Below are 21906 nucleotides of genomic sequence, written 5' to 3'. Positions count from 1 at the left end.
GGCCGTCGTACCGCTCAGACCTGGACGGTCGGGGGGAGCTGCTCGGGCGGGAGGCCGCCGTCGCCGTCGACCACCTCGTCCGGTTGGCCGTCCTCGTCGATGTCGACCATGGTGATGTCGACCTTGCCGTCGCCGTCGGTGTCGAACTGGAACAGGTCGGCCTTGCCGTCGCCGTCGGTGTCCACCACCCACACATCGGTCTTGCCGTCGTTGTTGGTGTCCGCGCGCAGCAGCTCGACCCGCTCGTCGCCCCGGGTCTCCACGATCTCGGACTCGGTGACGCTCTCCGGTGCCTGGCTCATGTCGACTGGTTCCTTCCCTCGATTGACGGGCCGTCATTACCCGATCCCGCGCTCCCCCAAGCATGGGCCGGATCGTCGAGCTGTCTAGGGTCGCAGCATGAGCGAGCGGAGCGGGCGAAACACCCGGCTCGGTGTGGCGGGGACCCCGCGCGCCGGCAGGCGGGACAGGGAGGCGTGATGAGCGGACGTTTCGTGGTCGTCGGTGCCGGCACGATGGGGCTCGGCATCGCGTACGTGGCGGCCGGGACCGGGCACACCGTCGAACTGGTCGAGGTGGACCCGGAGCGGGGCAGGACCGCGCTGAACCGGCTCGCCGAGCTGTGGGAACGGGCCGTGCAGCGCGGAAAGCTGAGCGCCGACGAGGCCGCCACGCACCGGCAGCGGGTCACCCTGCGCCCGACGCTCGCCGAGGTCGCCCCCGCCCCCGAGGTGATCGTGGAGGCGGTGCCGGAGCGGCTCGACCTGAAGCGGGCGGTGCTGCGCGACGCCGCGGCGCTGCGCCCGGCGTTGCTGGCCAGCAACACCTCAAGCATCGCCATCGGTGAGCTGGCCGCCGGGCTGGACGCACCCGAGCGTTTCCTCGGCCTGCACTTCTTCAACCCGGTCTGGGCGATGGCCCTCCTGGAGATCGTGGTCGGCCCGGCCACCGCCGAGGAGACCACCGCCGCGGCCGTCGCGCTCGCCGGCCGGCTGGGCAAGGACCCCGTCGTCGTACGCGACCTGCCCGGCTTCGCCACCTCCCGACTCGGGGTCACCCTCGGGCTGGAGGCGATCCGCATGGTCGCCGACGGGGTGGCCAGCCCGGCGGACATCGACAAGGCGATGGTGCTCGGCTACCGGCACCCGATCGGGCCGCTGGAGCTCACCGACCTGGTTGGCCTCGACGTACGGCTGGACATCGCCCGTACCCTCCAGGCCGCGTACGGGGACCGCTTCGCGCCGCCGCCGCTGCTCGTGGAGATGGTGGACGAGGGGCGGCTGGGTAAGAAGTCGGGGCACGGCTTCTACCTGTGGAACGACGGGGTCAAGCAGTGACCGGGCTGCGGATCGAGGAGCGGCCGGACCGGCTGGTGGTGACCCTGGACCGGCCGGAGAAGCGCAACGCCATCGACGCTGACCTGATCGCCGAGCTGCACCAGGTCTGCGCCGAGTTGGAGGCCCGCCCCCGGCTGCTGCTGCTCACCGGTGGCGCGGCCGGCATCTTCGCCGGTGGCGCCGACATCGCCCAGCTCCGGGAGCGGGGCCGTACGGACGCCCTGGCCGCGATCAATTCCGCCGCCTTCGCTCGGATCCGGGCGTTGCCGATGCCCACGGTGGCCGCCGTCGACGGCCCGGCGCTCGGCGGCGGCGCGGAACTGGCGTACGCCTGCGATCTGCGGGTGTGTACGGCGCGGGCGGTCTTCGGTCAGCCGGAGGTGCGGTTGGGGATCCTGGCCGGCGCCGGCGCGACTCACCGGCTGCCCGCGTTGATCGGTGAGGGCCGGGCCAAGGAGCTGCTCTTCACGGGCCGGCGGGTGGACGCCGCCGAGGCGCTGCGCATCGGCCTGGTGAACCGGGTGGTGGACGAGCCCGACGAGCTGCTCACGGTGGCGCACGCGGTGCTTGACGAGATCGCCCTGGGCTCCCCACTGGCGCTGCGGTTGACCAAGCTGGCGGTGGACGCACCGGCTGCCGCGCACCCACACCTCGACCTGGTCAGCCAGGCGGTGCTCTTCGAGGACGAGGAGAAGCACCGGCGGATGACCGAGTTCCTGGAGCGCCGCCGGCCGCGGTGATCACCGGAGACGAAACGGCCGCACCGACGCTCGCGCCGGTGCGGCCGTTTTTCGCCTGTGGGGTGGTGCTACTGCTGGATCTGCACGCCGCTGTCGGCAAGCGAACGGATCACCGAGGCCGACTCGCCGAAGCCGATGATCAGTACGGCGTCCGCGCCGAAGTCCTTGATCTCCTTGGCGCCACCGGCGAAGTCCACCGGGGGAGCCTTGGCGTCGGCCGGCGGCTCGTAGGTGAGCAGCTTGAGGCGGTCCCCGGCGATGCCGGCCTTCTCCAGCTCGTCACGGACGGTGCCCTGCAGGCCCTCGCCGTAGGAGTCCTTGCGGGCGACGATGACGATCTTCTGCGATCCGTCGCGGAGGATGACATCGGCAAGCGCCCGGCCCTGGAGGCTGTCCGGCGGTGCGGTGCGGAAGTAGAGGCCCCCGTCGTCCACGTCGGTCAGGCTGCTGTCGGTGTTGGACGGGGAAAAGAGGATCTTCCCGGCCTGCACCACGTCCGGCAGCACCGCCCGGGAGATGCCCGAACCACCCGCGCCGATGATCACGCTGACACCGTCCGTCACGTGCCTGGCAACAGTGGCCTTGGCCACCGCCGGGTTGGTGCCGTCGTCGCCATCCACCCAGGTGACCGGCTTGCCCAGAGCGCCACCGGCGGCGTTGATCTCCCGGATCGCCAGCGCGGCGCCGGCCGCCATCGGCGGGTAGGCGATCGACAGGTCACCGGTCTTCGGCAGCAGGCCGCCCAGGATCAGCGGCTTCTGGTCCGGGTCCACGTTCGGCCGCTGCTTCTTCGGCTTCGGCGGCGTCTTGGTGCTCGCCGCCGACTCGATGCCCGCGCCGACGAACTCGGTCTTGCCGTCGTTGATCTGCTGCCCGTCGAAGGTCAGCGTGGCGTAGCTCGCGGTGGCCGGCTCACCCTTGTCGGTGAAACCCGCCCGGGTCAGCGAGACGCCCCGGTACTCGACGTCCTGCCCGTTGCGCGCCAGCGCGAGGCAGGTGGCCGGGTCCTCGCAGCGCTGCCCGTCGTTGGTCACGGCGACGATCTGCTTCGCGATGGCAGCCGGGTCGGTGCTTCCGGCCAACTGAGCGGCGAGCACGGCGACCACCACGGCGTCGTACGTCTCGGCGGAGTACACGTAGTCCGTCAGCGCCGGATTGACGGTCTTCAGCCGGCTCTTGAAGTCGTCCGGCAGCGGAACGAGTGGCGTGGTGCCCTTCATGCCGTCGACGAGACTCGCCCGTTCCTTCAACTCCGCGGGATAGGAGTTGAGCATGTTGCCGTCCGTGCCATAGAGGCGCACCTGTTGGGCGCTTGACTCCTTGGCCTTTTCATCCCCGCAGGCGCTTGTGGCGAGCAGGATCGTCGCGCAGGCAGCCAGTGTGGCTACCCGCGAGCGGCGTGATACGAACATGGTCGTCCTTCCTCCGGCGAAGGTCCGCTGCGCACATTAGCGTGCCGAGGCCATCGGCGGGACCGTGGAGGTGGCGTAAAGCGCAGGTAGCTCGCGTTGAACACGGACAGTGACGGCCGCCGGGTCACTTGACCGCCCGTCCTACTGTGCGCTGCGTGACGGACCTACCACAGCAGACGTTCGACGACGCGGCCGCCGTGCTCCGCTCGGCGCTGACCGGAGATGGGGACGCGGTGGTGGGAGCCTTCGACGCGGTCGTCGACCGATCCGGCCTCAACGGCGCGTACGGGGTGGCCTGGTGCCTGGCCGCGACAATGGTCGGCGACGCCCCAGCGGCCAGCGGGGCAGCGCTCGACTTTCCGGGAATCGACCAGGCTGACTACGACACCCGCTGGGTGGCCCGGTTCGTCAGCGCGTACGCCAATCGGGACGAGCCGACCGGAGCTGCGCTGTTCGGCGCGGCGGAGGCCGACGGGTTGCTCCCGGATTGCCTGCTCACCCTCGCCGGCTCGACGATCGCCACCCTGCGCAGCCGCGCCGAGTGACGCCCGTCGGGTCGCGACGTCCGGCGGGACGGACGCCGCGCCCGCACGGTCGCTCAGAACGCGTGGTACGCGACAAGTGGCTCGTACTCGTATCGCAGGTTCTCGAAGCGGACCTGGAAGTTCACCCCGTCCCGGACGTTGGTCGCCACGGTGGTCCAGCCGGAGTTGGCCGGGAGGTAGGTCCAGTAGTTGCAGGCGCTCGTCTTGTCGACGAAGATCACGCACGCCTCGGTGGCGTACACGCTCGCGTTGCGGACGTTGATGTCGCGACAGCGGGTCGTGGTGCGGAACTGGCCGGCCTGGCCGCCGTAGCGGCCGGTCTCGAAGTACGACCGGACCGCGCCGCCGTAGCAGGTGGCGAGCGGGGCGAAGAGGTTCGGCCCGGCGCTGACCGGCGTGACCGGTCCGGTCGGTTCGGCCTGTGCGGGCGCGCCGGCGAAGAGCAGTGCGGTGGCCGTGGCGACGGCGAAGAGCCGAGCGGTTGGGGATGACATGCATTCCTCCGGAAGCGGTTGACTGACCGTCCGTATTGGACTGATCATTGATCGTGACGATGATAGCCATCGATTGATCGCAGCGCGGCCCCGGTGGTGTCCGACCCGTGTGATAGCTCTTAGTCATGTCCGAGGCCATGCTGAGCAAGGTGCGTAAGCTGCTCGCCCAAGCCGAGGACCCGGCCTGCACACCCGCCGAGGCGGAGGCGTTCACCGCCAAGGCGACCGAGTTGATCGCCCGCTACGGCGTGGATCGGGCACTGCTCGCCGCCCGTGACCCGACCACCGACCCGGTCGGCGACCGCGTCCTGGACATCGTCGCCCCCTACGCTCGCGACAAGGTCGGCCTGCTCGCCGCGGTCGCCGAACCACTGCGCTGCCGCTGCGTACGCCGCCGGCAGGGCAACGGCTTCGCGCTGCACCTGTTCGGCTTCGCCAGCGACCTGGAACGGGTGGACCTGCTCTTCACCTCCCTGCTCGTGCAGGCGGCACACGGCCTGGCCGCCACCGCGGTGCCGGCGGACGACCATCCCGCCGCCTTCCGCCGGTCCTGGCTCGCCGGGTTCGCGGAGGTGATCGGAGGCCGGCTCTGGGCGGCGGAGACAGCGGCGGCAAGCGAGTCGGGGACCCCGTCGGTGGCACTGGTGCTGGCCGACCGGTCCGACCGGGTGCAGCGGCGGCTCGCCGAGCAGTACCCGCGGCTGCGCACCGCACCGCCACGCAGGTTGGGCGGCACCGGCTTCGGGTCGGGGGCGGAGGCCGGCCGACACGCGGACCTGGGCGGTCGGGACCTCGCCGGCAACACCGCGCGGGCACGGCAACTCGGCCACTGACCACCGCGTGACGGCGGTGGTCAGGTGGGCTGGTGGCGGGACACCGTCGCGACGTAGCGGGTCAGCAACTCGTGCCAGCCGGCGGTGAGGGCCTCGCGATATCCCTCGGCAGCCTCGCCGTGCCGGTCGAAGTGTCGGTGCTCCAGCTCGACCCGGGTGCGATCCGGCCCCTCGGAGTGGAACAGCACCTCGACCTCGCTCGCGCGGGCCGGGTCCGGCACCGGCGCCCGGTCGGGGCCGATCTGCCAGACGAAGACCAACCGGCGCGGCGGGTCCCAGGTGAGCACCCGACCCCAGTCGGCGCGGAAGCCGTACGGGCCGATCTCGTAGAGCATTCCGCCAGCCTGCGGCTCCATGCCCAGCTCGGCCAGCGAGTCCGGACCGGACCAGGTGTATTCGGTGACCCACCAGTCGGTCAGCTCGTCGGTGAAGACCGCGAACGCGCGCTCGGCGGAACTCGGGACGTGGAGGCTGCACCGTAAGGAGAACCGGTCGACGTCCTGCCGGATGTCGGCCGGATCAGTCATTTCCTGTCCCATAGGCCCGGACCATACCGGCTGATGCCCGCGTGTGCAGCTTCGTTCGGTGCCCGGTTCCGGACAGGCCGTCGTCGATCCGCCACGGACGGGATGCCCCGCCGGAAAGCGGGTAACCGCGCCGAACGGCCCGGACGACCGGGCCGGTGTGAGGGCGGGCGGGAGAGCATGAGCGAGAGCGCGCAGCAGCGGGAGCCGGACCAGGTGGAGCCGGACGTCCTGCTCGACATTCCGAAGGTCTCCGTCGACTCGATCCGGCTGGCGGTCGACGGCCTCGACGCCGACCTCTCGCTGCGGGCCCGGGTGGCCAACCTGATCCAGGTCGACGCCGGCGTACGGGTGCACCTGAGCGGCGTTGAGCTGGACATCAACGGGGTGCACGCCGAGGCGCAGCTACGGGTGCGGTTGGAGCAGTTGACCAAGATCCTCGGGCGAGCGCTCGACACGCTCGACCACAACCCGCAGATCATCGAGGCGCTCGCCCGGACGGCCACCACCGCCCTCGACGACGTGAACCGCAGCGCCCAGCGGTCAGTCCACGGCGCCGCGGCGGCGGTCGAGGCGTCGGCACGCCGCTCCGATGGCGTACTCGGCGGGCCGGGCCAACAAACGGCCGCTGCCGGCGTCGCCGGCCCTGTGCGAGTAGGCGCTGATCGGTCGGGCGCTGATCGGTCGGGCGCCGATCGGTCGGGTGCTGATCGAGGGGGCGCTGATCGGGCGGGCCTCGGTCGGCCGGGAATGGGTCGGCCAGACGCGGGTCGGCCTGGTCCTGATCGGCCAGGCGTCGATCGGTCGGGAGCGGGTCGGCCGGGCTCGGGGCCACCCGCGGGAGGCCGCGAGCCGCACGCCGGCGGTCCGGGGCCCAGCGCCGGGGGAGCCGGGTCCCAGGCCGGTGGCCCTGGGTCAGGGGAACAGCTACGACAGGAGTCCGGCGGAGCGCAGGGCCAGCAACCGACCGGCCGGCAACACGGGGAGCGCCACCATCCCGAAGGGCAGCGGTCGGCAGGTTCGGGTGACGGGCAGCGGCCGTCCGGGGCGGGTCGGGGCACCGAGGGCCCGGCGGACTCGTCGACCGGGCAGGCCAGCAACCGACCCGATCAGCCGTCGACCGGGCAGGCCAGCAAGCCACCCGATCAGCCGTCCGCCGCCGGCCCGAGCCCGGCCGGAGCCGGTGACGGCGGCAGTGGTCCCCGGGGTGGGGCGCAGTCCGCAGCGCAGAGCGCGGCTCAGCTCGCCGAGCAGGCGGGCGAGACGCTGCGACAGGCCGGGCGCAGCGTGTGGGAGGCGATCCAGAGCGGCGTGGCCCAGCACCGCCAGCAGGGCCGCGACGGCTGACGGCCGGGCCCGCCGCCAACTCATGATCGACTCGATGTTGGCAATCTCGCGGCATCCCGCGTACTCGGATGCCCCGATATCCGGGAAGTCGAGTGGATCACATTCCGGCGGACGACGAGAAAGGAGCCCCAACAGCAAGATCCCCACCTGCGTTTCCGCTGGTGGGGACCTCTGTAGCCCGGCGAAAGGCTATGTGGCCAGGGGCGGGGTCGAACCGCCGACCTTCCGATTTTCAGTCGGACGCTCGTACCAACTGAGCTACCTGGCCGTGTCGCTCGGCCCATGTTACCCAACAACCGGACGAACCGGCGGCGGGGCGACATGCTCCGATACGCAGAACGCCGCGCGAGGCGCGGCGTCAGCGCTGCGGTCCTGACGGGACTTGAACCCGCGACCTCCGCCTTGACAGGGCGGCGAGCACTCCAACTGCTCCACAGGACCTAGCTTGTGTTGCTCCGGCTTGCGCCGGTCGTGCCCCCAACGGGATTCGAACCCGTGCTACCGCCTTGAAAGGGCGGCGTCCTGGGCCGCTAGACGATGAGGGCGGCCCCGCCATCATTGCACACTCGCAACTTCAAGCGGACTTGCTCCCATCCGGCCCCGCCGGAGGCTTGGAAAGCATACGTGATGGCCGGTCGGTCAACAAAATCGGTATCCGCAAGGGCTTCGGGAGAGGCATAACCGCAGGTCAAGGCCGGTCTAGCGGAGTTTGGTGACGCCGAAGCGCTGCTTCAGGTCGGCAATGAGACGGGGGCAGGCGGCGAGCGTCGCAGCCCGATTGCCGCCCCCGTCGTGCAGCAGCACGATGGCACCGGGGCGGGCGGCGGCGTGAACCCGCTTGCCGATCGTGGCGGCGTTCGGCTTGTCCCAGTCCTGCGGGTCGACCGACCAGTGCAGGGGGCGCATGCCGAGATCCTTCGCCACCCCCAGCACCTCCGACGTCCACCGGCCGCCCGGCTGCCGGTAGAAGGACACCTTCGCCCCGGGGGCCGCCGCCTGGATGGCGTTGTTCGTGCGTTCCAGGTCGGCCTTGATCTCGGCGACAGGCCGCCGGGCCAGGTCGAGGTCGTGCCGCCAACTGTGGTTGCAGAGCTGGTGTCCCTCGCGGACGATCCGGCGGACCAGCTCCGGGTGGCGCTGCACCTCGCGACCGACGACGCAGAAGGTGGCAGTCACCCCGGAGGCCCGCAGTTGGTCGAGCACCTTGGGTGTCCAGGCCGGGCTGGGACCGTCGTCGAAGGTCAGGACCACCGGGCGCGCGCCGGTGTTGCGCCGTAGGCCGGCGGGGAGCTTGGCCGGCAGTGGGCGCAGCGGAGGCTTGGGCGGCTTGGCGAGGGTGGGGTGCGGCGACGGGGTGGGCGTAACCGATTCCACCGGCCGCGGTGGGCCGGCGGCTGCGATGGTGCGGTCCGGCTGGGCACAACCGGACAAGAGCAGCGCCATGGCGAGGACGGACGCCAGAACGGCGCGGGCTTGCATCTGCTCGCTCCCGGAGGGGTCGGGGTAGGCGGACCCCCGACGGTAGTTCACGCCACGATGTGGGCGACAGTGCGGTCAGTCAGGCCTCGACTGGTCGAGCGAGTCACGGACCGCGACGGCGAGCGAGACGGCCTCGGCCAGGTCGATCGGCCGCACCACCCCCGCGGGCAGCGTGTCGGCTCGCCAACCGGGGCCGGCGGCGAGCACCAGCAACGGGCGGCGGGGTGCCGCCAGCAGCGCGCTGAGCTGACCCGGGTCGGCGGTGGCCCGGGTGTGCGACCACAGCACCACAGCGGCCGGTCCGGTCCGGTTGACCGCCTCCAGGAGGGCGGCGATCGGCACCCGGGCGCCGAGCGTCCGGTAGCTGACCCCGGCCTCGGCGAGAGCGGCGGCCAACGCCTCAAGCGGCAGGGTGTGCTGCTCCTCGTCGGCGCAGGAGAGCAGGATGCGGGCCGGCCCGGTGGGAACCTTGGCCCAACTGGCCGCCGCGAGCGCCTCCGAGACGCACCGGGACACCAGGTGTTCCACCTCGATCAGACCGGCGGTGGCGGCGTGGCGTTCGCCGATGCCGGCGAGGACCGGGCGGAGCAGGCCCTCCCAGGTGGCGACGACCCCGTCGGCTGCCAGGGCGTGCGCGATCGTCTCGCTGATCGCCGCCGCGTCCAGTCGCATGGCGGCGCGGGCCAGCCCACGGGCTGCCGGTCCGGCGCGGCCCACGGGGATGGTTCCGCCGCCGTCCCGGGCCGGTCGGTGCATCGGACCGGGTGCGGCGGTCTCGGTGGGCATCGGATCCGGCGCCTGGCGGGCCCAGCGGGCCGCCTCGGCGGGGCTCACCCCCTCGGCGGTGAGCCGTCGCATGATCTCGAGGCGGGCCAGGTCGGTGGGCGTGTACCGACGGTGGTGACCGGGGACGTGCTCGCTGGGCCCGAGCCCGTAGCGCTGATGCCAGGTGCGCAGGGTCGTCACCGCGACCCCCAGCCGGCGTGCGACCGCGCCCGCGCTCAGCGCCTCATCGACCACCCGACCGCTCCGCCGTGTCATCCGCCGACGATCCGGGCGGGGTCACGGCCGGACCGGGTGCGCCCGGCGTGGGGCCCGAGGGGTGCAGCAGCCGGTTCACCACCCCGCCCAGCCAGGGCGCGTACGACCGGGGGTCGAGGTCCAGTTCGGCTGCGAGTGCGGCGGGGTCGGCCCACCGCAGCTCGGCGACCTCGTCCGGGTCCGGCAGGAGTGGAGCCGCGGGCAGGAAATCACCCCGCAGCACGTGGTCGTACTCGAATTCGACCCGACCGGTGGCCGGGTCCTCGGCGTAGTAGACGTAGACGCCGACCTCGGTCAGCTCGACCGGGCCCGCCCCCAACTCCTCGCGCAGCCGCCGGTTGGCCGCCTCGGCGAGTGACTCGCCGGGCCGGGGGTGGCCGCAGCAGGAGTTGGCCCAGCGCAGCGGGAACCGGGTCTTGACGGCGGCCCGGCGTTGGAGCAGCACCTGGCCGTCCGGGTCCACAAGCAGCACCGAGAAGGCCCGGTGCAGGCGCCCCGGGGGCTGGTGTGCGGCCGCCACGGTCAACTCGCCGTGGGCCTTGCCGGTCTCGTCGACCAGCTCGACCAGGTGTGTCTCGCGGCTTTTCATCGGCCTTCCCCACTGATCCGGCCGGCGGCGAGCTTGCCGGAGATGAGCACCATCGGTACGCCCACCCCGGGCTGGGTGCCGGAGCCGACGAAGACCACGTTCGGCAGGTCGCGGTGCAGGTTCGACGGGCGGAACGGGCCGGTCTGGAAGAGGGTGTGCGCGGCGGCGAACGGGGTGCCCGCGGCCATCCCCTGCTCCTCCCACTCGGCGGGGGTGATCGCCCGCAGCACCTCGACCCCGGCGCCGAAGCCGACGTAGCCGCGCTCCTCCAGGGTGCCGATCAGCTGGTCGCTGTAGCGCTGGGTCAGGTCGCCGCGCCAGTCGAACGGGGCCCGGTGCAGGTTGGGCACCGGGGCGAGCACGTAGTAGGTGTGCCGGTCCGGTGGGGCCACCGTGGGGTCGGTCCGACTCGGGTTGGTCACCAGCAGCGACGGGTCGGTCATCAGCTCGCCCCGCCGGATGACCTCATCGAAGGTGCCCTTCCACGCGCGTCCGAAATGGATGTTGTGATGGGCGATCTTCGCATAGGCCTGTCGGGACCCGACGTGCAGAACGACACAGGACGGGGAGTAGGTGAGGCGACGCTGCCCAGCGGCGGGGAGCAGGTCCCGGTAGGCGACCGGCAGGTCGGGGTTGAGCACCACCACGTCCGCCCGCACCAGCTCGCCGTCGGCGGTGAGCACGCCAGTGGCACGGCCGTGCGCCGTCTCCACCCGGGTCACCGTCGTGTCGTACCGGATCTGTACGCCGTGCTTCTCGGCGGCGCCCGCCATGGCCTTGGAGACCGCATGGATGCCGCCGCGCGGGAAGTAGACCCCGGCCACCGAGTCGAGGTACGCGATGACCGCGTAGATGGCGAGCGCGTCGTGCGGTGCGAGGCCGGCGTACATCGCCTGGAAGGAGAAGATCCGCTGGGTACGCGGGTCCCGGAAGAACTGGTTGATCTTCGTCTGGAGGCGTCGGAAGGCCCCGCCGCCGAGCAGCTTGAGGAGGTTGCCGGTGATCAGGTCGGTCGGCGCGTCCAGGTTGCGCTCGATGAAGTCGGTCCGTTCCAGCCGCCACAGCTCTCGGGCGTAGTCGACGAAGCGCAGGTAACCGTCGGCCTCGCGCGGGCCGCAGACCCGGGAGATCTCGGCGGCCATCCGCGTGGTGTCGGTGAGCACGTCCAGTGTCGAACCGTCCGGGTAGTACGCCCGGTAGGCAGGATCGAGCGGGGTCAGGTCGAGCCAGTCGTGCAGCTCCTCACCGACCGCACCGAGCGCCTCGGCGATCAGGTCGGGCATGGTGAGCACTGTCGGGCCGGTGTCGAACTCGTAGCCGTCCACGGCGAGCCGCCCGGCTCGCCCGCCGGGCACCGGCTCACGCTCCAGCACGGTGACCTGTCGCCCGCTGCCCGCCAGGTGCAGCGCGCAGGCGAGCCCGCCCAACCCGGCCCCGACGACCACCACCCGGTCCGTGGGTCCTGTCACCGTCCGCACGTGACCACCTCCTCGAGAAAGTCGCTCATCAGGCCTGCCGGTTGGTCGCGGCGGTGGTCAGCCCGGTCAGCGCGGTCCGCGCCGTCCGGTCCACGGGTGCGGCGTCGAGCGCGGCGAGTGCTTCGCTCACCCGCTCGGCGATCATCCGCTCCACCCGGGCCACCGCGCCGGTCTCGGCCACCAGCTCGGCGAGGCCCTCGACCGGTTCGTCGCGGGCCCGCTCCAGGGCTCTCAACTGGGCCGGCGTTGCCAACTCCCGAGCCAGCATGAGCAGCGTGGTCGGCTTGCCGGTGCGCAGGTCGTCACCGGCCGGCTTGCCGGTGGCGGCCGGATCGCCGTAGACGCCGAGCAGGTCGTCGCGAAGCTGGAACGCCTCGCCGACGGCCAGGCCGTAGCGGGTGTACGCGGAGACCAGCGGGTCGTCGGCGGGCACCCCGGCCAGGCAGGCGCCGAAGAGCAGTGGTCGCTGGACGGTGTAGCTGGCGGTCTTGTAGCGGGCCACCCGCAGCGCCCGGTCGACCGACCAGTTGGCCGGGTCGTTCTCGCCGAGCACGTCGAGATACTGCCCGGCGACGGTCTCCACCCGCATCTGGTCGTAGCAGCGGCGCACGTCGAACAGCCGGGCCGGTGGCACGGTGGCCTGGGCCAGCAACTGGTCGGCCCAGACCATGCAGAGGTCGCCGATGAGCACGGCGACGGCGTCGCCGAACCGCCCGGGGTCACCGCGGTGGCCGGCCTGGATGTGCTGTGCGGCAAGCGCGACGTGTGCGGTGGGTCGGCCGCGGCGGGTGGTGGAGGCGTCCATCACGTCGTCGTGCACCAGGGCGAAGGTGTGCAGCAACTCCAGCGCGGCAAGCGCGGGCAGCACGGGCGGCAGTGCCTCGGCCCCGCCGACCGCCCCGCGCCAACCCCAGTAGGCGAACGTGGGCCTGATCCGCTTGCCGCCGACGAGGACTGCCTCTCGCGCGGAGGCCGCGAAGGCGCCCATCGACGTGTCGATCTCGGCGAGGGAGTCGACCTCGGCGGCGAGGAAGGTCGTCAGGGTCTCGTCGACCGCCGTGACCAGCTCATGGGTGTACGCGGCAAGCACGGCCCGGACCGGGTCGTCCCGGTCGACCGGCGCTGCCGCCGCCATACGAGTCGCATTGCCCGCAACTGCGTCGTTGGCCATGCGGTGAGCGTACCCTAGGCTACGAGTTGCGTCGATTGGTGCGTCGATAAATGAGGGAGGGCCGGTGGACACTGATCTCACCGCTGCCTATGACCGGTGCCGTGAGCTGCACAGACGTCACGGCCGCACCTACTATCTCGCCACCCGACTGCTCCCCGCCTGGAAACGACGACATGTGCACGCCCTCTACGGGTTCACCCGTTACGCGGACGAGATCGTCGACCGCACCGAGGACCTGCCACCGGCCGAGCGGGCCGCCCGCCTCGACGACTGGGCCAGCCAGTTCGTCGCCGGTCTGCGCGGCGCGTCAGTCGACGACCCGCTGCTGCCGGCCGTGCTGCACACGATCGCCGTCTTCGATCTCGACCGGGACGACTTTGCGTTGTTTCTGAAGAGCATGGCGATGGACCTGACCGTCACCGCGTACCCGACCTACGACCACCTGCTCGACTACATGGAGGGCTCGGCGGCGGTCATCGGCACCATGATGCTGCCGATCCTCGGCAGCTCCGACCCGGTGGCGGCACGGGAGCCGGCCCGGCAGCTCGGGTTCGCCTTCCAACTCACCAACTTCATCCGGGACGTCGCGGAGGACCTCGACCGGGGCCGCACCTACCTGCCGGACGAGGACCTGGCGAAGTTCGGGGTCACCCGCGACGAGCTGGTCGAGGCCCGCGCCCGGGGCCGTGGCACGCCCCGGACCCGAGAGTTGATCGAGTACGAGGTGACCCGCGCCCAGGCGCACTACGCGGCCGCCGCGCCGGGCATCACCATGCTGGCGCCGGCTTCGCAGGCCTGCATGCGCACCGCGTACGCCCTCTACGGCGGCATCCTCGACGAGGTCGCCGCGCAGGACTACGACGTCTTCGCCCGGCGCGCAGTGGTGCCGCAGCGGCAACGGATGGCGGTGGCCGCACGTGCGCTGCTCACCTCGACGGGTACGCCGGTCGCCATCCCCGGGCCGACGGTCGACCCGGAGACCCGGTGACCACAGGCACCGCGATCGTGCTCCTCACCCGCGACCTGCGGGTGCACGACCACCCGGCCCTGGCCACCACCTGCGCGGCCTTCGACCGGGTGGTGCCGCTGTACGTGCTCGACCCGGAACTGGCCGAGCTGTCGGCCAACCGCACCCGGTTTCTGCACCAGGCCCTCGCCGACCTGCGCGCCGAGCTGCGCGAGCGCGGCGGCGACCTGGTGGTACGACACGGCGACCCGGTGGCCGAGACGATCCGGCTGGCCGGCGAGGTCGGTGCCGCGGCCGTCGCGCTCTCCGCCGACGTCAGCCACCACGCCCGGCGTCGGGAGCGGCGACTGCGCGCCGAGTGCGAGCGGCACCGGCTGCACCTGCGACTGTTTCCCGGGCTGACAGTGGTCGAGCCCGGCGTGTTGCGGCCCGGCGGCGGCGGCGACCACTACCGGGTGTTCAGCCCCTACCACCGGGCCTGGACGGCCAACCGGTGGCGCGAGGAGCTGGCCGCGCCACGCCGGGTGACGCTGCCCGGCGGTGTGCGCGTGGGCAGCCTGCCGAAGCCGCCCGCCGGTGACTCGCCGGACGCGGCGGTCGGCGGTGAGCGGGTCGCCCGGCAACGGCTCACCGACTGGCTGCCCGACCTGGACCGCTACGGCGACCAGCACGACGACATGGCCGGCGACGACACCTCCCGACTCAGCCCGTACCTGCGCTTCGGCTGCGTGTCGCCGCTGGCGGTGGCCGGTCGCGCCGGGGACCGGTCCGGGCCGTTCGCCCGGCAGCTCTGCTGGCGGGACTTCTACTACCAGGTCACCGCCGCCTTTCCGGAGATCTCGACCGTGGCGTACCGGCGGGGTGCCACCGAGCGGTGGCGCTACGACGACGACGCGCTGGCGGCCTGGACCGAGGGGCGGACCGGGATGCCGATCGTCGACGCCGGGATGCGGCAGTTGCGCACGCAGGGCTGGATGCACAACCGGGCCCGGTTGATCACCGCCGGCTACCTGACCAAGCACCTCGGGCAGGACTGGCGGGCGGGGGTGAAGGTGTTCTTCCGCTGGCTGCTGGACGGGGACGTGGCGAACAACTCGGGCAACTGGCAGTGGGTCGCCGGCACCGGCAACGACACCAAGCCGTACCGGGGGTTCAACCCGGTCCGGCAGGCCGAACGGTACGACCCGGCCGGCGACTACGTGCGCCGGTGGGTGCCGGAGCTGGCGGGGGTGCCGGGCAAGGCCATCCACCAACCGTGGCGCCTGCCCGAGACGCTCGACTATCCACCACCGCTCTCGGTGCCGGGCACCGATCCGGTCTGGCTGCGCTGATCAGAGGCCGGAGTGCAGCGCCTCGACCAGCTCGTCCACCCGATCGTGCTCGGCGAGCTGAGCCGTGGTGTACGCGAAGGTGTAACCCCGCCCCGGGTCGGCCCACGCGCTGCTGCCGCCGAGGCCGCCCATGCCCCAACTGCCGTCCGACTCCCACTGCATGCCCAGCGTCCAGTGGACCGGCCCGTCGAGCACCAGGTCCGGCCCGTCGTACTGGACCCGGGTCGCCTCCGCCACCAGCTCCGGGCTGAACAGCCGGACGCCGTCCAGGACGCCACCGGCCAACAGGCCGGCGTAGAGCCGGGCCAGGGCGGCCGCGGTGGCGTGCAGGTTGACCGCCGGCATCTCGGCACCCCGCCAGAGCGGGCTGTTCAACACGGCGAGGTCCAGTCCGCCGGCCGGGTTGCCCATCGCGCGCGCCCGAAGTGAACTCGGCTCGCCGAGCTTCCGGCTCGGCCACCCCGCGTCGCCGTAGCGCATCTCGGCGCAGCGCCGCTGGTCCGCCTCGGCCAGCCCGAAGCCGAGGTCGAGCCGCCACGGCCCGGCGATCTCCTCGGCCAGGAACCGGCCCACCGACCGCCCGTCGACCCGGCGGACCAGCTCACCCACCAGGTGCCCGTACGTCCAGGCGTGCTCGCCGGCCACCGAGCCCGGCGACCACTCGGGGTCGGCGGCGGCCAGGTCGCCGGTGAGCAGCGCCCAGTCAGCGACCGCGGTGGCGGGCCGGGGCACCGGAAAGGCCGGCAGCCCCGCGGTGTGCGACAACACCTGACGCACGGTGGCGGGGGTGCGGAACTCCGGCCAGTACCGCTCGACCGGCGAGTCGAGGTCGACCCTCTCCCGGTCGACGAGCATCAGCAGACACAACGCGGCCACCGGCTTGCCGACCGAGTAGACGTTGGCAAGTGTGTCCGGCCGCCAGGGTTCGCCGTCGGGCCCCGTTCCGGTCCGGAAACCGCCGACCAGGTCGACGACCGGCTGTCCGTCGTACCAGATGGTCAGGCTGGCGCCGGTCTCCCGGCCGGAGGTGAACAGGTCGTGGAAACAGTCCCGGACCGGAACGAAGCGTGCGTGCATCCCGTCACCGTAAGCGCCCCGGACCGGTGAGCGTGCCTACTTTTCGCCGACCCCGCTGGTTGCGGTGGTGTCGTTGGGGGATGCTGTTGCGGTGGCGGAGCCGGAGCTGGTGGATGTGGTCGTGGTGGGGCTCGGGGTCGGCGGCGAGGAGGTCGCCGAGCGACTCGCCGAGGCCGGCCTGAGTGTCGTCGGCATCGAGCGGGACCTGGTCGGTGGGGAGTGCCCGTACTGGGGCTGCATCCCGAGCAAGATGATGATCAGGGCCGCCAACGCGCTCGCCGAGGCCCGCCGGGTCGACGGGCTGGCCGGGACGGCGCAGGTCCAGCCGGACTGGGCGCCGGTGGCCAGGCGGATCCGCGAGGAGGCCACCGACACCTGGGACGACACGGTCGCGGCGGAGCGGTTCGTCGGCAAGGGCGGCCGGCTCGTGCGAGGCAGTGGCCGGTTCGACGGTCCGGGTCGGGTCCGGGTCGGTGACCAGGTGTTCCAGGCTCGGCACGGGGTCGTGCTGGGCACCGGCAGCCGTCCGTCGGTGCCGCCGATCGACGGCCTGGCCGACACCCCGTACTGGACCAACCACCAGGCGATCGAGGCCGACCAACTGCCGGAGTCGCTGCTGGTGCTCGGCGGCGGCGCGATCGGCCTGGAACTCGCCCAGGTCTTCGCCCGCTTCGGGGTGCGGGTCACAGTGGTGGAGGCGCTCGACCGGGTGCTGGCCGTCGAGGAGCCGGAGGCGTCCGAGGTCGCCGCCGCGGCGCTGCGCGCCGACGGCGTGGAGATCCACACCGGGGTACGCGCCGAGCGGGTCGAGCACGACGGGACCCGGTTCACCCTGCGCGGTGGCGGCGGGGCGGAGTTCACCGCCGACCGACTGCTGGTGGTCACCGGGCGCAAGGCCCACCTGGAAGAGCTCGGGTTGGACACGATCGGCGTGGACGCCAGCCAGCGTTACCTGCCGGTCGACGACCGTCTGCACGTCACCGACCACGTCTGGGCGGTCGGCGACCTGACCGGCGAGGGCGCCTTCACCCACATCGCCATGTACCAGGCGGGGATCGTGATCGCCGACATCCTGGCCCGCGCCCGACAGGCGACGGCGGGAGCGGACGCCAGCGGCACCTCAAGCGTGGTCGGTGGCGCGATGGGGGCGTCCAGCTCACTTGCCGCCAGCGGGTCGAGCGGGTCGGCCGGCACCGTCCCGCGAGCCGACTACCGCGCGCTGCCCCGGGTGACCTTCACCGACCCCGAGGTGGGCGCGGTCGGGCTCACCGAACGGCAGGCCCGCGAGCGCGGCATCAACGTGCAGGTCGGTTTCACGAAGCTCAGCAGCTCGACCCGGGGTTGGATCCACCGGGTCGGCGACGACGGTTTCATCAAGCTCGTCGCGGACGCCGACCAGGGCGTGCTGATCGGGGCGACGTCTGTCGGTCCGGCCGGCGGCGAGGTGCTCTCCGCACTTGTGGTGGCGGTGCACGCGGCGGTGCCGCTGAGCCAGCTCCGCCACATGATCTACGCCTACCCGACCTTCCACCGGGCCATCGAGAGCGCACTGCGCGACCTGTCCTGACGCCCCGCGCGTCGTTCGTCCCGCGCGTTTCGGGGCATGATCCACTCGCGTTCATGAAAGTCGCGGTATCCAGGGCCCCGCGATACCGCGACATCATGAAGCCCGAGTCGATCATGGTGAGCCGGGAAGAATGCGGCAATCGGTCAGCAAAAGACGGGCAATTTGCTGTTCATTTCTTTCATCGTGGTGACGTACGATTGCGACCGTGACCAAGCGGTTGACTGAAGTTGCCAAGAAGGCGGGCGTCAGCGAGGCCACCGTCAGTCGGGTGCTCAACGGCCGGGACGGGGTTTCCGAGGCGACCCGGACCGCCGTGCTGACCGCGCTCGACGTGCTCGGTTACGAGCGGCCGACCAAACTGCGTGGCGAACGCGCCCGGCTGGTCGGGCTGGTGTTGCCCGAGTTGCAGAACCCGATCTTCCCGGCGCTGGCCGAGGTCGTCACCGGGACCCTCGCCCAACGTGGTTACACCCCGGCTCTCTGCGCCCGGACCATCGGCGGGGTGTCCGAGATGGACTACGTGGAGATGCTCCTCGACCATCAGGTCTCCGGGGTGATCTTCGCTGGTGGCTCGTACGCGCTCGCCGACGCCCGACACGACCACTACCGTCGACTGACCGACCGGGGCCTTCCCGTCGTGCTTGTCAACGCGGGTGTGGACGAGCTGGGTTTCCCGCGGGTCTCCACGGATGACGCGGTTGCGGTCGAGCAGGCGTACGGGCACCTGCGCTCGCTCGGGCACGAACGGATCGGGATGGTGCTCGGCCCGGAGGGGCACGTGCCGTCCCGGCGCAAGCTGGACGCGATGATCCGGGCCGCGGGCTGGGACGAGGCCGACGCCGAGTGTGTCGAGCGGTCCAGTTTCTCGATGGAGGGCGCGCGGGTCGCGGCGACGAAACTGGTCGAGCGTGGCGTGACGGGCATCATCTGTGCCAGCGACGTACTGGCGTTGGGCACGATCCGTGCGGCCCGGCGGTTGGGGCGTTCGGTGCCGGCCGACGTGTCGGTGGTGGGCTTCGACGACTCCGCGTTCATGACGTGCACGGACCCGCCGTTGACGACTGTGCGGCAGCCGATCGAGACGATGGGGCAGGCAGCCGTGGACCTGTTGGTCACCCAGATCGAGGGTGCCGGCGTGCTGCACGACGAGTTGCTGTTCGAGCCCGAGTTGGTGGTACGCGGGTCGACCGCTCCCGCCCCCGGTCGCTAGCGACCGCTTTCCACGACGCTTCGGCCGTCGACCGCTCCAGGCGGTCGGCGGCCGTTTTCGTCGCTGCCCACGGCGAGCAGCATCGAACTGTCCGAATGGCCCTTCATAAGGGGTCAAAGACTGCCATATCCGGCCGCTTTCAAAGGCTTGCCAACATCTGCCGTAATCACGTCGTGTCCTTTCGGAACAGGGTCGATACCTTGCCGAAATGAGTCCTCCTCGCTACAGTGACTCCACTCACACCTGGCTCCGACGCAGCTACTGGGCGTCAGGTCGTATCACCGCAGATCAGCGAAGGTCATTGGAGTCACCCGTTCCCGAAGGGATGGACAGATGTCCGTACCGCAATACCGAAAGGCTGCGGCGGTTGCGCTCGTGGCCGGCCTGGGGCTCAGCCTCACGGCATGCTCCACGAAGAGCGACGACAAGGACACGACCGCCGGCGGCAAGGTCACCATCACGGTCGACTGCCAGCCGGTCGGCGCCCAGAAAGAGCTGTTGAAGAACTGGAACGACGACGTCGCCGAGTTCCAGCGGCAGAACCCGGACATCGTCGTCAAGAGCGTCAGCGTCGGGGAGCAGTGCAACAACCCGCCGGACTTCACCGCGCGCCTCGCCGGCGGCACCGTGACCGACGTGTTCTACGGCTACATGACCGACCTCCAGCAGGTGCTGGACTCGGGCCAAGCGATGGACATCACCCAGTACGCCAACAAGGACACGATCCCCACCTGGGACAGCGTCGACCCGGCGCTCAAGGAGGTCTTCACCGACGGCGGCAAGCTCTACGCCGTGCCGGTCAAGAACTACTCGATGGGCCTGGTCTACAACAAGGCCCTGTTCCAGAAGGCCGGGCTCGACGTCAACAACCCGCCGAAGACCTGGGCCGACGTCCGGGCCGCCGCCAAGAAGATCTCCGCACTCGGCAACGGCATCGCCGGCTACTCGGAGTACAGCGCCGGCAACACCGGCGGCTGGCACTTCACCTCCCTGCTCTACTCGCAGGGCGGCCGGATGCTGACCGAGGACGGCAAGAAGGCCGACTTCAACAACGCCCAGGGCAAGCAGGTCCTGCAGAACATCAAGGACATGCGCTACGGCGACAACAGCATGGGCTCCCGCCAACTACTCCAGTGGGGTGACCTGCTGACGAACGCCGGCGCGGGCAAGGTCGGCATGTTCATCGGCGCACCGGACGCCACCCAGGCGATCGTCAGCCAGTTCCAGGGCAAGTTCCAGGACTGGGCGATGAGCCCGCTGCCCGGCCAGGACGGCCCGGCGAAAGGGACGCTCGGTGGCGGCGAGGGCTACTTCTTCAAGAAGGACCTGACCCCCGAGCAGGTCAAGGCCGGTATGAAGTGGATCGCGTACCAGAAGCTGACGCCGGGCAAGGGTCAGTTCGACTACGTCCGGGCCAAGCCGCAGAACTACCCGGTGGGTCTGCCCCAGCCGCTGCTGTTCGCCAACGGCAGCGACGCGCAGAAGCAGGAGTTGGAGCTGCGCAAGGCGAACGCCAACGTCGACACGGCGAACTTCGCGCTCTTCGAGGCCACCCCGGTGCCGATCAAGGGTGAGCCGCGCAACGCACAGGCGGTCTACGCGGTGCTCGACGCTGCGATGTCCGGTGTGCTGACCAACCCGAACGCGAACATCGACGCGCTGCTCAAGACCGCCGAGGAGAAGGTCAACCAGCTCCTCGCCGCCGAGAGCTGACCGATCGTGTGGGGGTCGGGACGCCGACCCGACCCCCACGCCACTCGCACCGCATCTCGACGTCACCGACTCACCCAGGAGTTGCCTTGGCGATCACCACCGTCCCGGAGACCCCCAGGAAACCGGGCCGCCCGCCGTCGCCGTACTCGGCGGGGCCGCAGCGCACCAGCCTCGGCCGCAAGGTACGGGACAACCTCACCGGGCACGCGTTCCTGATCGGCGCGGTGCTCTGCTTCGTCGTCTTCTCCTGGTACCCGATGGTCCGCGGCATCGTGATGAGCTTCCAGCGGACCCGGCGTGGCGAGACCACCTGGGTGGGCTGGGACAATTACACCCGCATCATCGCCGACCCCAGCTTCTGGACGGCCTGGCAGAACACCTTCTACTTCACGGTGCTCGCGCTCGTCCTCGGGTACGCGGTGCCGTTCTTCGTGGCGATCCTGCTCAACGAGTTCCGGCACGCGAAGGGGTACCTGCGGATCCTGGTCTACCTGCCGGTGATGCTGCCGCCCGCCTCGGCGCTGTTCCTGTTCAAGTTCTACGCGTACGACCCCAGCGAGGCCGGGCTCTTCAACGCGATCCTCAAGGCGCTGCACCTGCCCACCTCGCAGTGGATGCAGTCGCCGGAGATGACCATGCCGGCGATGGTGATCGCGTCGACCTGGATGAACATGGGCGGCGCGGTGCTCATCTACCTGGCGTCGTTGCAGAACATCCCGGGCGAGCTGTACGAGGCGGCGGAGCTCGACGGCGCGGGGATCTGGAAGCGGATCCGCCACGTGACGATCCCGCAGACCCGGCTGATCCTCGCGCTGCTGGCGATGTTGCAGATCGTCGCCACGATGCAGCTCTTCATCGAGCCCCTGATCCTCGCCAACGGCGCAGGCGCGGAGGACTCGGCGACCTCGGTGGCGTACCTCATCTACCAGCACGGGTTCTTCCAGAACGACCTCAACGGCGCCGCCGCCCTGGGCGTGATCATGCTCGTGGTGCTGGCCGGCTTCTCCGCCGTGTACGTGCGGCTGACTGCGAAACAGGACTAGGACGGCGA

Annotated in this window: 21 protein-coding genes and 3 tRNA genes; 11 read left to right on the top strand and 13 right to left on the bottom strand. The window is 71.2% G+C overall.

Features of this window, described 5'->3' with window-relative positions:
- Positions 1-14: 14 nt before the first annotated feature.
- Positions 15-302, bottom strand: a complete 288-nt coding sequence (locus tag AB0F61_RS09015) for a hypothetical protein (RefSeq protein WP_357805598.1) — start codon at positions 300-302, stop codon at positions 15-17.
- A gap of 177 nt (positions 303-479) precedes the next feature.
- Here AB0F61_RS09015 and AB0F61_RS09010 point away from each other — a divergent pair, with 177 nt between their 5' ends.
- Together AB0F61_RS09010 and AB0F61_RS09005 are read left to right on the top strand one after the other, a co-directional pair.
- A complete protein-coding gene (locus AB0F61_RS09010; protein WP_357805595.1) occupies positions 480-1337 on the top strand; it encodes a 3-hydroxyacyl-CoA dehydrogenase family protein in 858 nt (285 codons plus the stop codon).
- Positions 1334-2077 (top strand): enoyl-CoA hydratase/isomerase family protein, encoded by a 744-nt coding sequence (locus AB0F61_RS09005; RefSeq protein WP_357805571.1) that lies wholly within the window; start codon positions 1334-1336, stop codon positions 2075-2077. The genes AB0F61_RS09010 and AB0F61_RS09005 overlap by 4 nt, the downstream gene beginning before the upstream one ends.
- Before the next feature lie 68 nt (positions 2078-2145).
- Here AB0F61_RS09005 and AB0F61_RS09000 read toward each other — a convergent pair whose 3' ends face one another.
- The gene (locus tag AB0F61_RS09000; RefSeq protein ID WP_357805568.1) at positions 2146-3489 is read right to left on the bottom strand and encodes an ABC transporter substrate-binding protein; all 1344 of its coding nucleotides are present in this window, start codon (positions 3487-3489) and stop codon (positions 2146-2148) included.
- A 155-nt stretch (positions 3490-3644) separates the two neighbouring features.
- Here AB0F61_RS09000 and AB0F61_RS08995 point away from each other — a divergent pair, with 155 nt between their 5' ends.
- The gene (locus AB0F61_RS08995) at positions 3645-4034 is read left to right on the top strand and encodes a hypothetical protein (protein ID WP_357805564.1); all 390 of its coding nucleotides are present in this window, start codon (positions 3645-3647) and stop codon (positions 4032-4034) included.
- A 53-nt stretch (positions 4035-4087) separates the two neighbouring features.
- On the opposite strand, the gene AB0F61_RS08990 is transcribed toward AB0F61_RS08995, so the two are convergent.
- On the bottom strand, positions 4088-4528 hold the full coding sequence (locus AB0F61_RS08990) for a hypothetical protein (protein ID WP_357805552.1): 441 nt from the start codon (positions 4526-4528) through the stop codon (positions 4088-4090).
- A gap of 125 nt (positions 4529-4653) precedes the next feature.
- Between AB0F61_RS08990 and AB0F61_RS08985 the strand changes: the two genes are divergently transcribed.
- On the top strand, positions 4654-5361 hold the full coding sequence (locus AB0F61_RS08985) for a DUF2786 domain-containing protein (RefSeq protein WP_357805550.1): 708 nt from the start codon (positions 4654-4656) through the stop codon (positions 5359-5361).
- Positions 5362-5381: 20 nt separating this feature from the next.
- On the opposite strand, the gene AB0F61_RS08980 is transcribed toward AB0F61_RS08985, so the two are convergent.
- A complete protein-coding gene (locus AB0F61_RS08980) occupies positions 5382-5900 on the bottom strand; it encodes an SRPBCC family protein (protein ID WP_357805545.1) in 519 nt (172 codons plus the stop codon).
- A gap of 165 nt (positions 5901-6065) precedes the next feature.
- Between AB0F61_RS08980 and AB0F61_RS08975 the strand changes: the two genes are divergently transcribed.
- Positions 6066-7232, top strand: a complete 1167-nt coding sequence (locus AB0F61_RS08975; protein WP_357805542.1) for a hypothetical protein — start codon at positions 6066-6068, stop codon at positions 7230-7232.
- Positions 7233-7426: 194 nt separating this feature from the next.
- Here the strand turns inward: AB0F61_RS08975 and AB0F61_RS08970 are convergent.
- The 8 genes from AB0F61_RS08970 to AB0F61_RS08935 all read right to left on the bottom strand — a co-directional run bounded on the left by AB0F61_RS08970 (position 7427) and on the right by AB0F61_RS08935 (position 12990).
- Positions 7427-7500: transfer RNA gene (locus AB0F61_RS08970), tRNA-Phe, on the bottom strand.
- Between the two features lie 99 nt (positions 7501-7599).
- A tRNA-Asp gene (locus AB0F61_RS08965) sits at positions 7600-7673 on the bottom strand.
- A gap of 31 nt (positions 7674-7704) precedes the next feature.
- A tRNA-Glu gene (locus tag AB0F61_RS08960) sits at positions 7705-7777 on the bottom strand.
- Between the two features lie 154 nt (positions 7778-7931).
- Positions 7932-8711 carry a polysaccharide deacetylase family protein gene (locus AB0F61_RS08955; RefSeq protein ID WP_357805523.1) on the bottom strand — a complete coding sequence of 260 codons (780 nt, stop codon included), beginning with the start codon at positions 8709-8711 and terminating at the stop codon, positions 7932-7934.
- A 75-nt stretch (positions 8712-8786) separates the two neighbouring features.
- Positions 8787-9731 (bottom strand): MerR family transcriptional regulator, encoded by a 945-nt coding sequence (locus AB0F61_RS08950; RefSeq protein WP_357806005.1) that lies wholly within the window; start codon positions 9729-9731, stop codon positions 8787-8789.
- A complete protein-coding gene (gene idi / locus AB0F61_RS08945) occupies positions 9721-10341 on the bottom strand; it encodes an isopentenyl-diphosphate Delta-isomerase (RefSeq protein ID WP_357805520.1) in 621 nt (206 codons plus the stop codon). The genes AB0F61_RS08950 and idi overlap by 11 nt, the downstream gene beginning before the upstream one ends.
- Positions 10338-11819 (bottom strand): phytoene desaturase family protein, encoded by a 1482-nt coding sequence (crtI, locus tag AB0F61_RS08940; RefSeq protein ID WP_357805517.1) that lies wholly within the window; start codon positions 11817-11819, stop codon positions 10338-10340. The genes idi and crtI overlap by 4 nt, the downstream gene beginning before the upstream one ends.
- A 28-nt stretch (positions 11820-11847) precedes the next feature.
- Complete coding sequence (locus AB0F61_RS08935) at positions 11848-12990, bottom strand: polyprenyl synthetase family protein (RefSeq protein ID WP_357805504.1); 1143 nt, start codon at positions 12988-12990, stop codon at positions 11848-11850.
- 64 nt (positions 12991-13054) lie between these two features.
- On the opposite strand from AB0F61_RS08935, the gene AB0F61_RS08930 reads away from it, so the two are divergent.
- Positions 13055-13978, top strand: coding sequence for a phytoene/squalene synthase family protein (locus AB0F61_RS08930; protein WP_357805497.1), 924 nt, complete (start codon positions 13055-13057; stop codon positions 13976-13978).
- Positions 13975-15288 (top strand): deoxyribodipyrimidine photo-lyase, encoded by a 1314-nt coding sequence (locus tag AB0F61_RS08925; protein ID WP_357805494.1) that lies wholly within the window; start codon positions 13975-13977, stop codon positions 15286-15288. The genes AB0F61_RS08930 and AB0F61_RS08925 overlap by 4 nt, the downstream gene beginning before the upstream one ends.
- Here AB0F61_RS08925 and AB0F61_RS08920 read toward each other — a convergent pair whose 3' ends face one another.
- Positions 15289-16365: a serine hydrolase domain-containing protein gene (locus tag AB0F61_RS08920; RefSeq protein WP_357805477.1), complete on the bottom strand. Its 1077-nt coding sequence runs from the start codon at positions 16363-16365 to the stop codon at positions 15289-15291. It abuts the gene before it with no gap.
- Positions 16366-16456: 91 nt separating this feature from the next.
- Here AB0F61_RS08920 and AB0F61_RS08915 point away from each other — a divergent pair, with 91 nt between their 5' ends.
- The 4 genes from AB0F61_RS08915 (at position 16457) to AB0F61_RS08900 (ending at position 21898) form a co-directional block, all read left to right on the top strand.
- Positions 16457-17932 (top strand): FAD-dependent oxidoreductase, encoded by a 1476-nt coding sequence (locus tag AB0F61_RS08915; protein ID WP_357805474.1) that lies wholly within the window; start codon positions 16457-16459, stop codon positions 17930-17932.
- A gap of 205 nt (positions 17933-18137) precedes the next feature.
- Positions 18138-19142, top strand: coding sequence for a LacI family DNA-binding transcriptional regulator (locus AB0F61_RS08910; RefSeq protein WP_357805472.1), 1005 nt, complete (start codon positions 18138-18140; stop codon positions 19140-19142).
- A gap of 333 nt (positions 19143-19475) precedes the next feature.
- Positions 19476-20855 (top strand): extracellular solute-binding protein, encoded by a 1380-nt coding sequence (locus AB0F61_RS08905; protein WP_357805469.1) that lies wholly within the window; start codon positions 19476-19478, stop codon positions 20853-20855.
- 86 nt (positions 20856-20941) lie between these two features.
- Positions 20942-21898, top strand: coding sequence for a sugar ABC transporter permease (locus tag AB0F61_RS08900; RefSeq protein ID WP_357805446.1), 957 nt, complete (start codon positions 20942-20944; stop codon positions 21896-21898).
- The last annotated feature ends 8 nt before the right edge of the window (positions 21899-21906 follow it).

Origin of the sequence: Micromonospora sp. NPDC023888 (assembly GCF_040639415.1) — a bacterium.
GTDB lineage: Bacteria > Actinomycetota > Actinomycetes > Mycobacteriales > Micromonosporaceae > Micromonospora.
This window is presented reverse-complemented; position numbering and strand designations above follow the sequence as displayed.

What these genes read in the sequence shown, in the direction of transcription:
- AB0F61_RS09015 (WP_357805598.1), bottom strand. Translation starts at nt 302, where the DNA reads ATGAGCCAGGCACCGGAGAGCGTCACCGAGTCCGAGATCGTGGAGACC.
- AB0F61_RS09010 (WP_357805595.1), top strand. Translation starts at nt 480, where the DNA reads ATGAGCGGACGTTTCGTGGTCGTCGGTGCCGGCACGATGGGGCTCGGC.
- AB0F61_RS09000 (WP_357805568.1), bottom strand. Translation starts at nt 3,489, where the DNA reads ATGTTCGTATCACGCCGCTCGCGGGTAGCCACACTGGCTGCCTGCGCG.
- AB0F61_RS08990 (WP_357805552.1), bottom strand. Translation starts at nt 4,528, where the DNA reads ATGTCATCCCCAACCGCTCGGCTCTTCGCCGTCGCCACGGCCACCGCA.
- AB0F61_RS08985 (WP_357805550.1), top strand. Translation starts at nt 4,654, where the DNA reads ATGTCCGAGGCCATGCTGAGCAAGGTGCGTAAGCTGCTCGCCCAAGCC.
- AB0F61_RS08980 (WP_357805545.1), bottom strand. Translation starts at nt 5,900, where the DNA reads ATGGGACAGGAAATGACTGATCCGGCCGACATCCGGCAGGACGTCGAC.
- AB0F61_RS08975 (WP_357805542.1), top strand. Translation starts at nt 6,066, where the DNA reads ATGAGCGAGAGCGCGCAGCAGCGGGAGCCGGACCAGGTGGAGCCGGAC.
- AB0F61_RS08955 (WP_357805523.1), bottom strand. Translation starts at nt 8,711, where the DNA reads ATGCAAGCCCGCGCCGTTCTGGCGTCCGTCCTCGCCATGGCGCTGCTC.
- idi (WP_357805520.1), bottom strand. Translation starts at nt 10,341, where the DNA reads ATGAAAAGCCGCGAGACACACCTGGTCGAGCTGGTCGACGAGACCGGC.
- AB0F61_RS08935 (WP_357805504.1), bottom strand. Translation starts at nt 12,990, where the DNA reads ATGGCCAACGACGCAGTTGCGGGCAATGCGACTCGTATGGCGGCGGCA.
- AB0F61_RS08920 (WP_357805477.1), bottom strand. Translation starts at nt 16,365, where the DNA reads ATGCACGCACGCTTCGTTCCGGTCCGGGACTGTTTCCACGACCTGTTC.
- AB0F61_RS08905 (WP_357805469.1), top strand. Translation starts at nt 19,476, where the DNA reads ATGTCCGTACCGCAATACCGAAAGGCTGCGGCGGTTGCGCTCGTGGCC.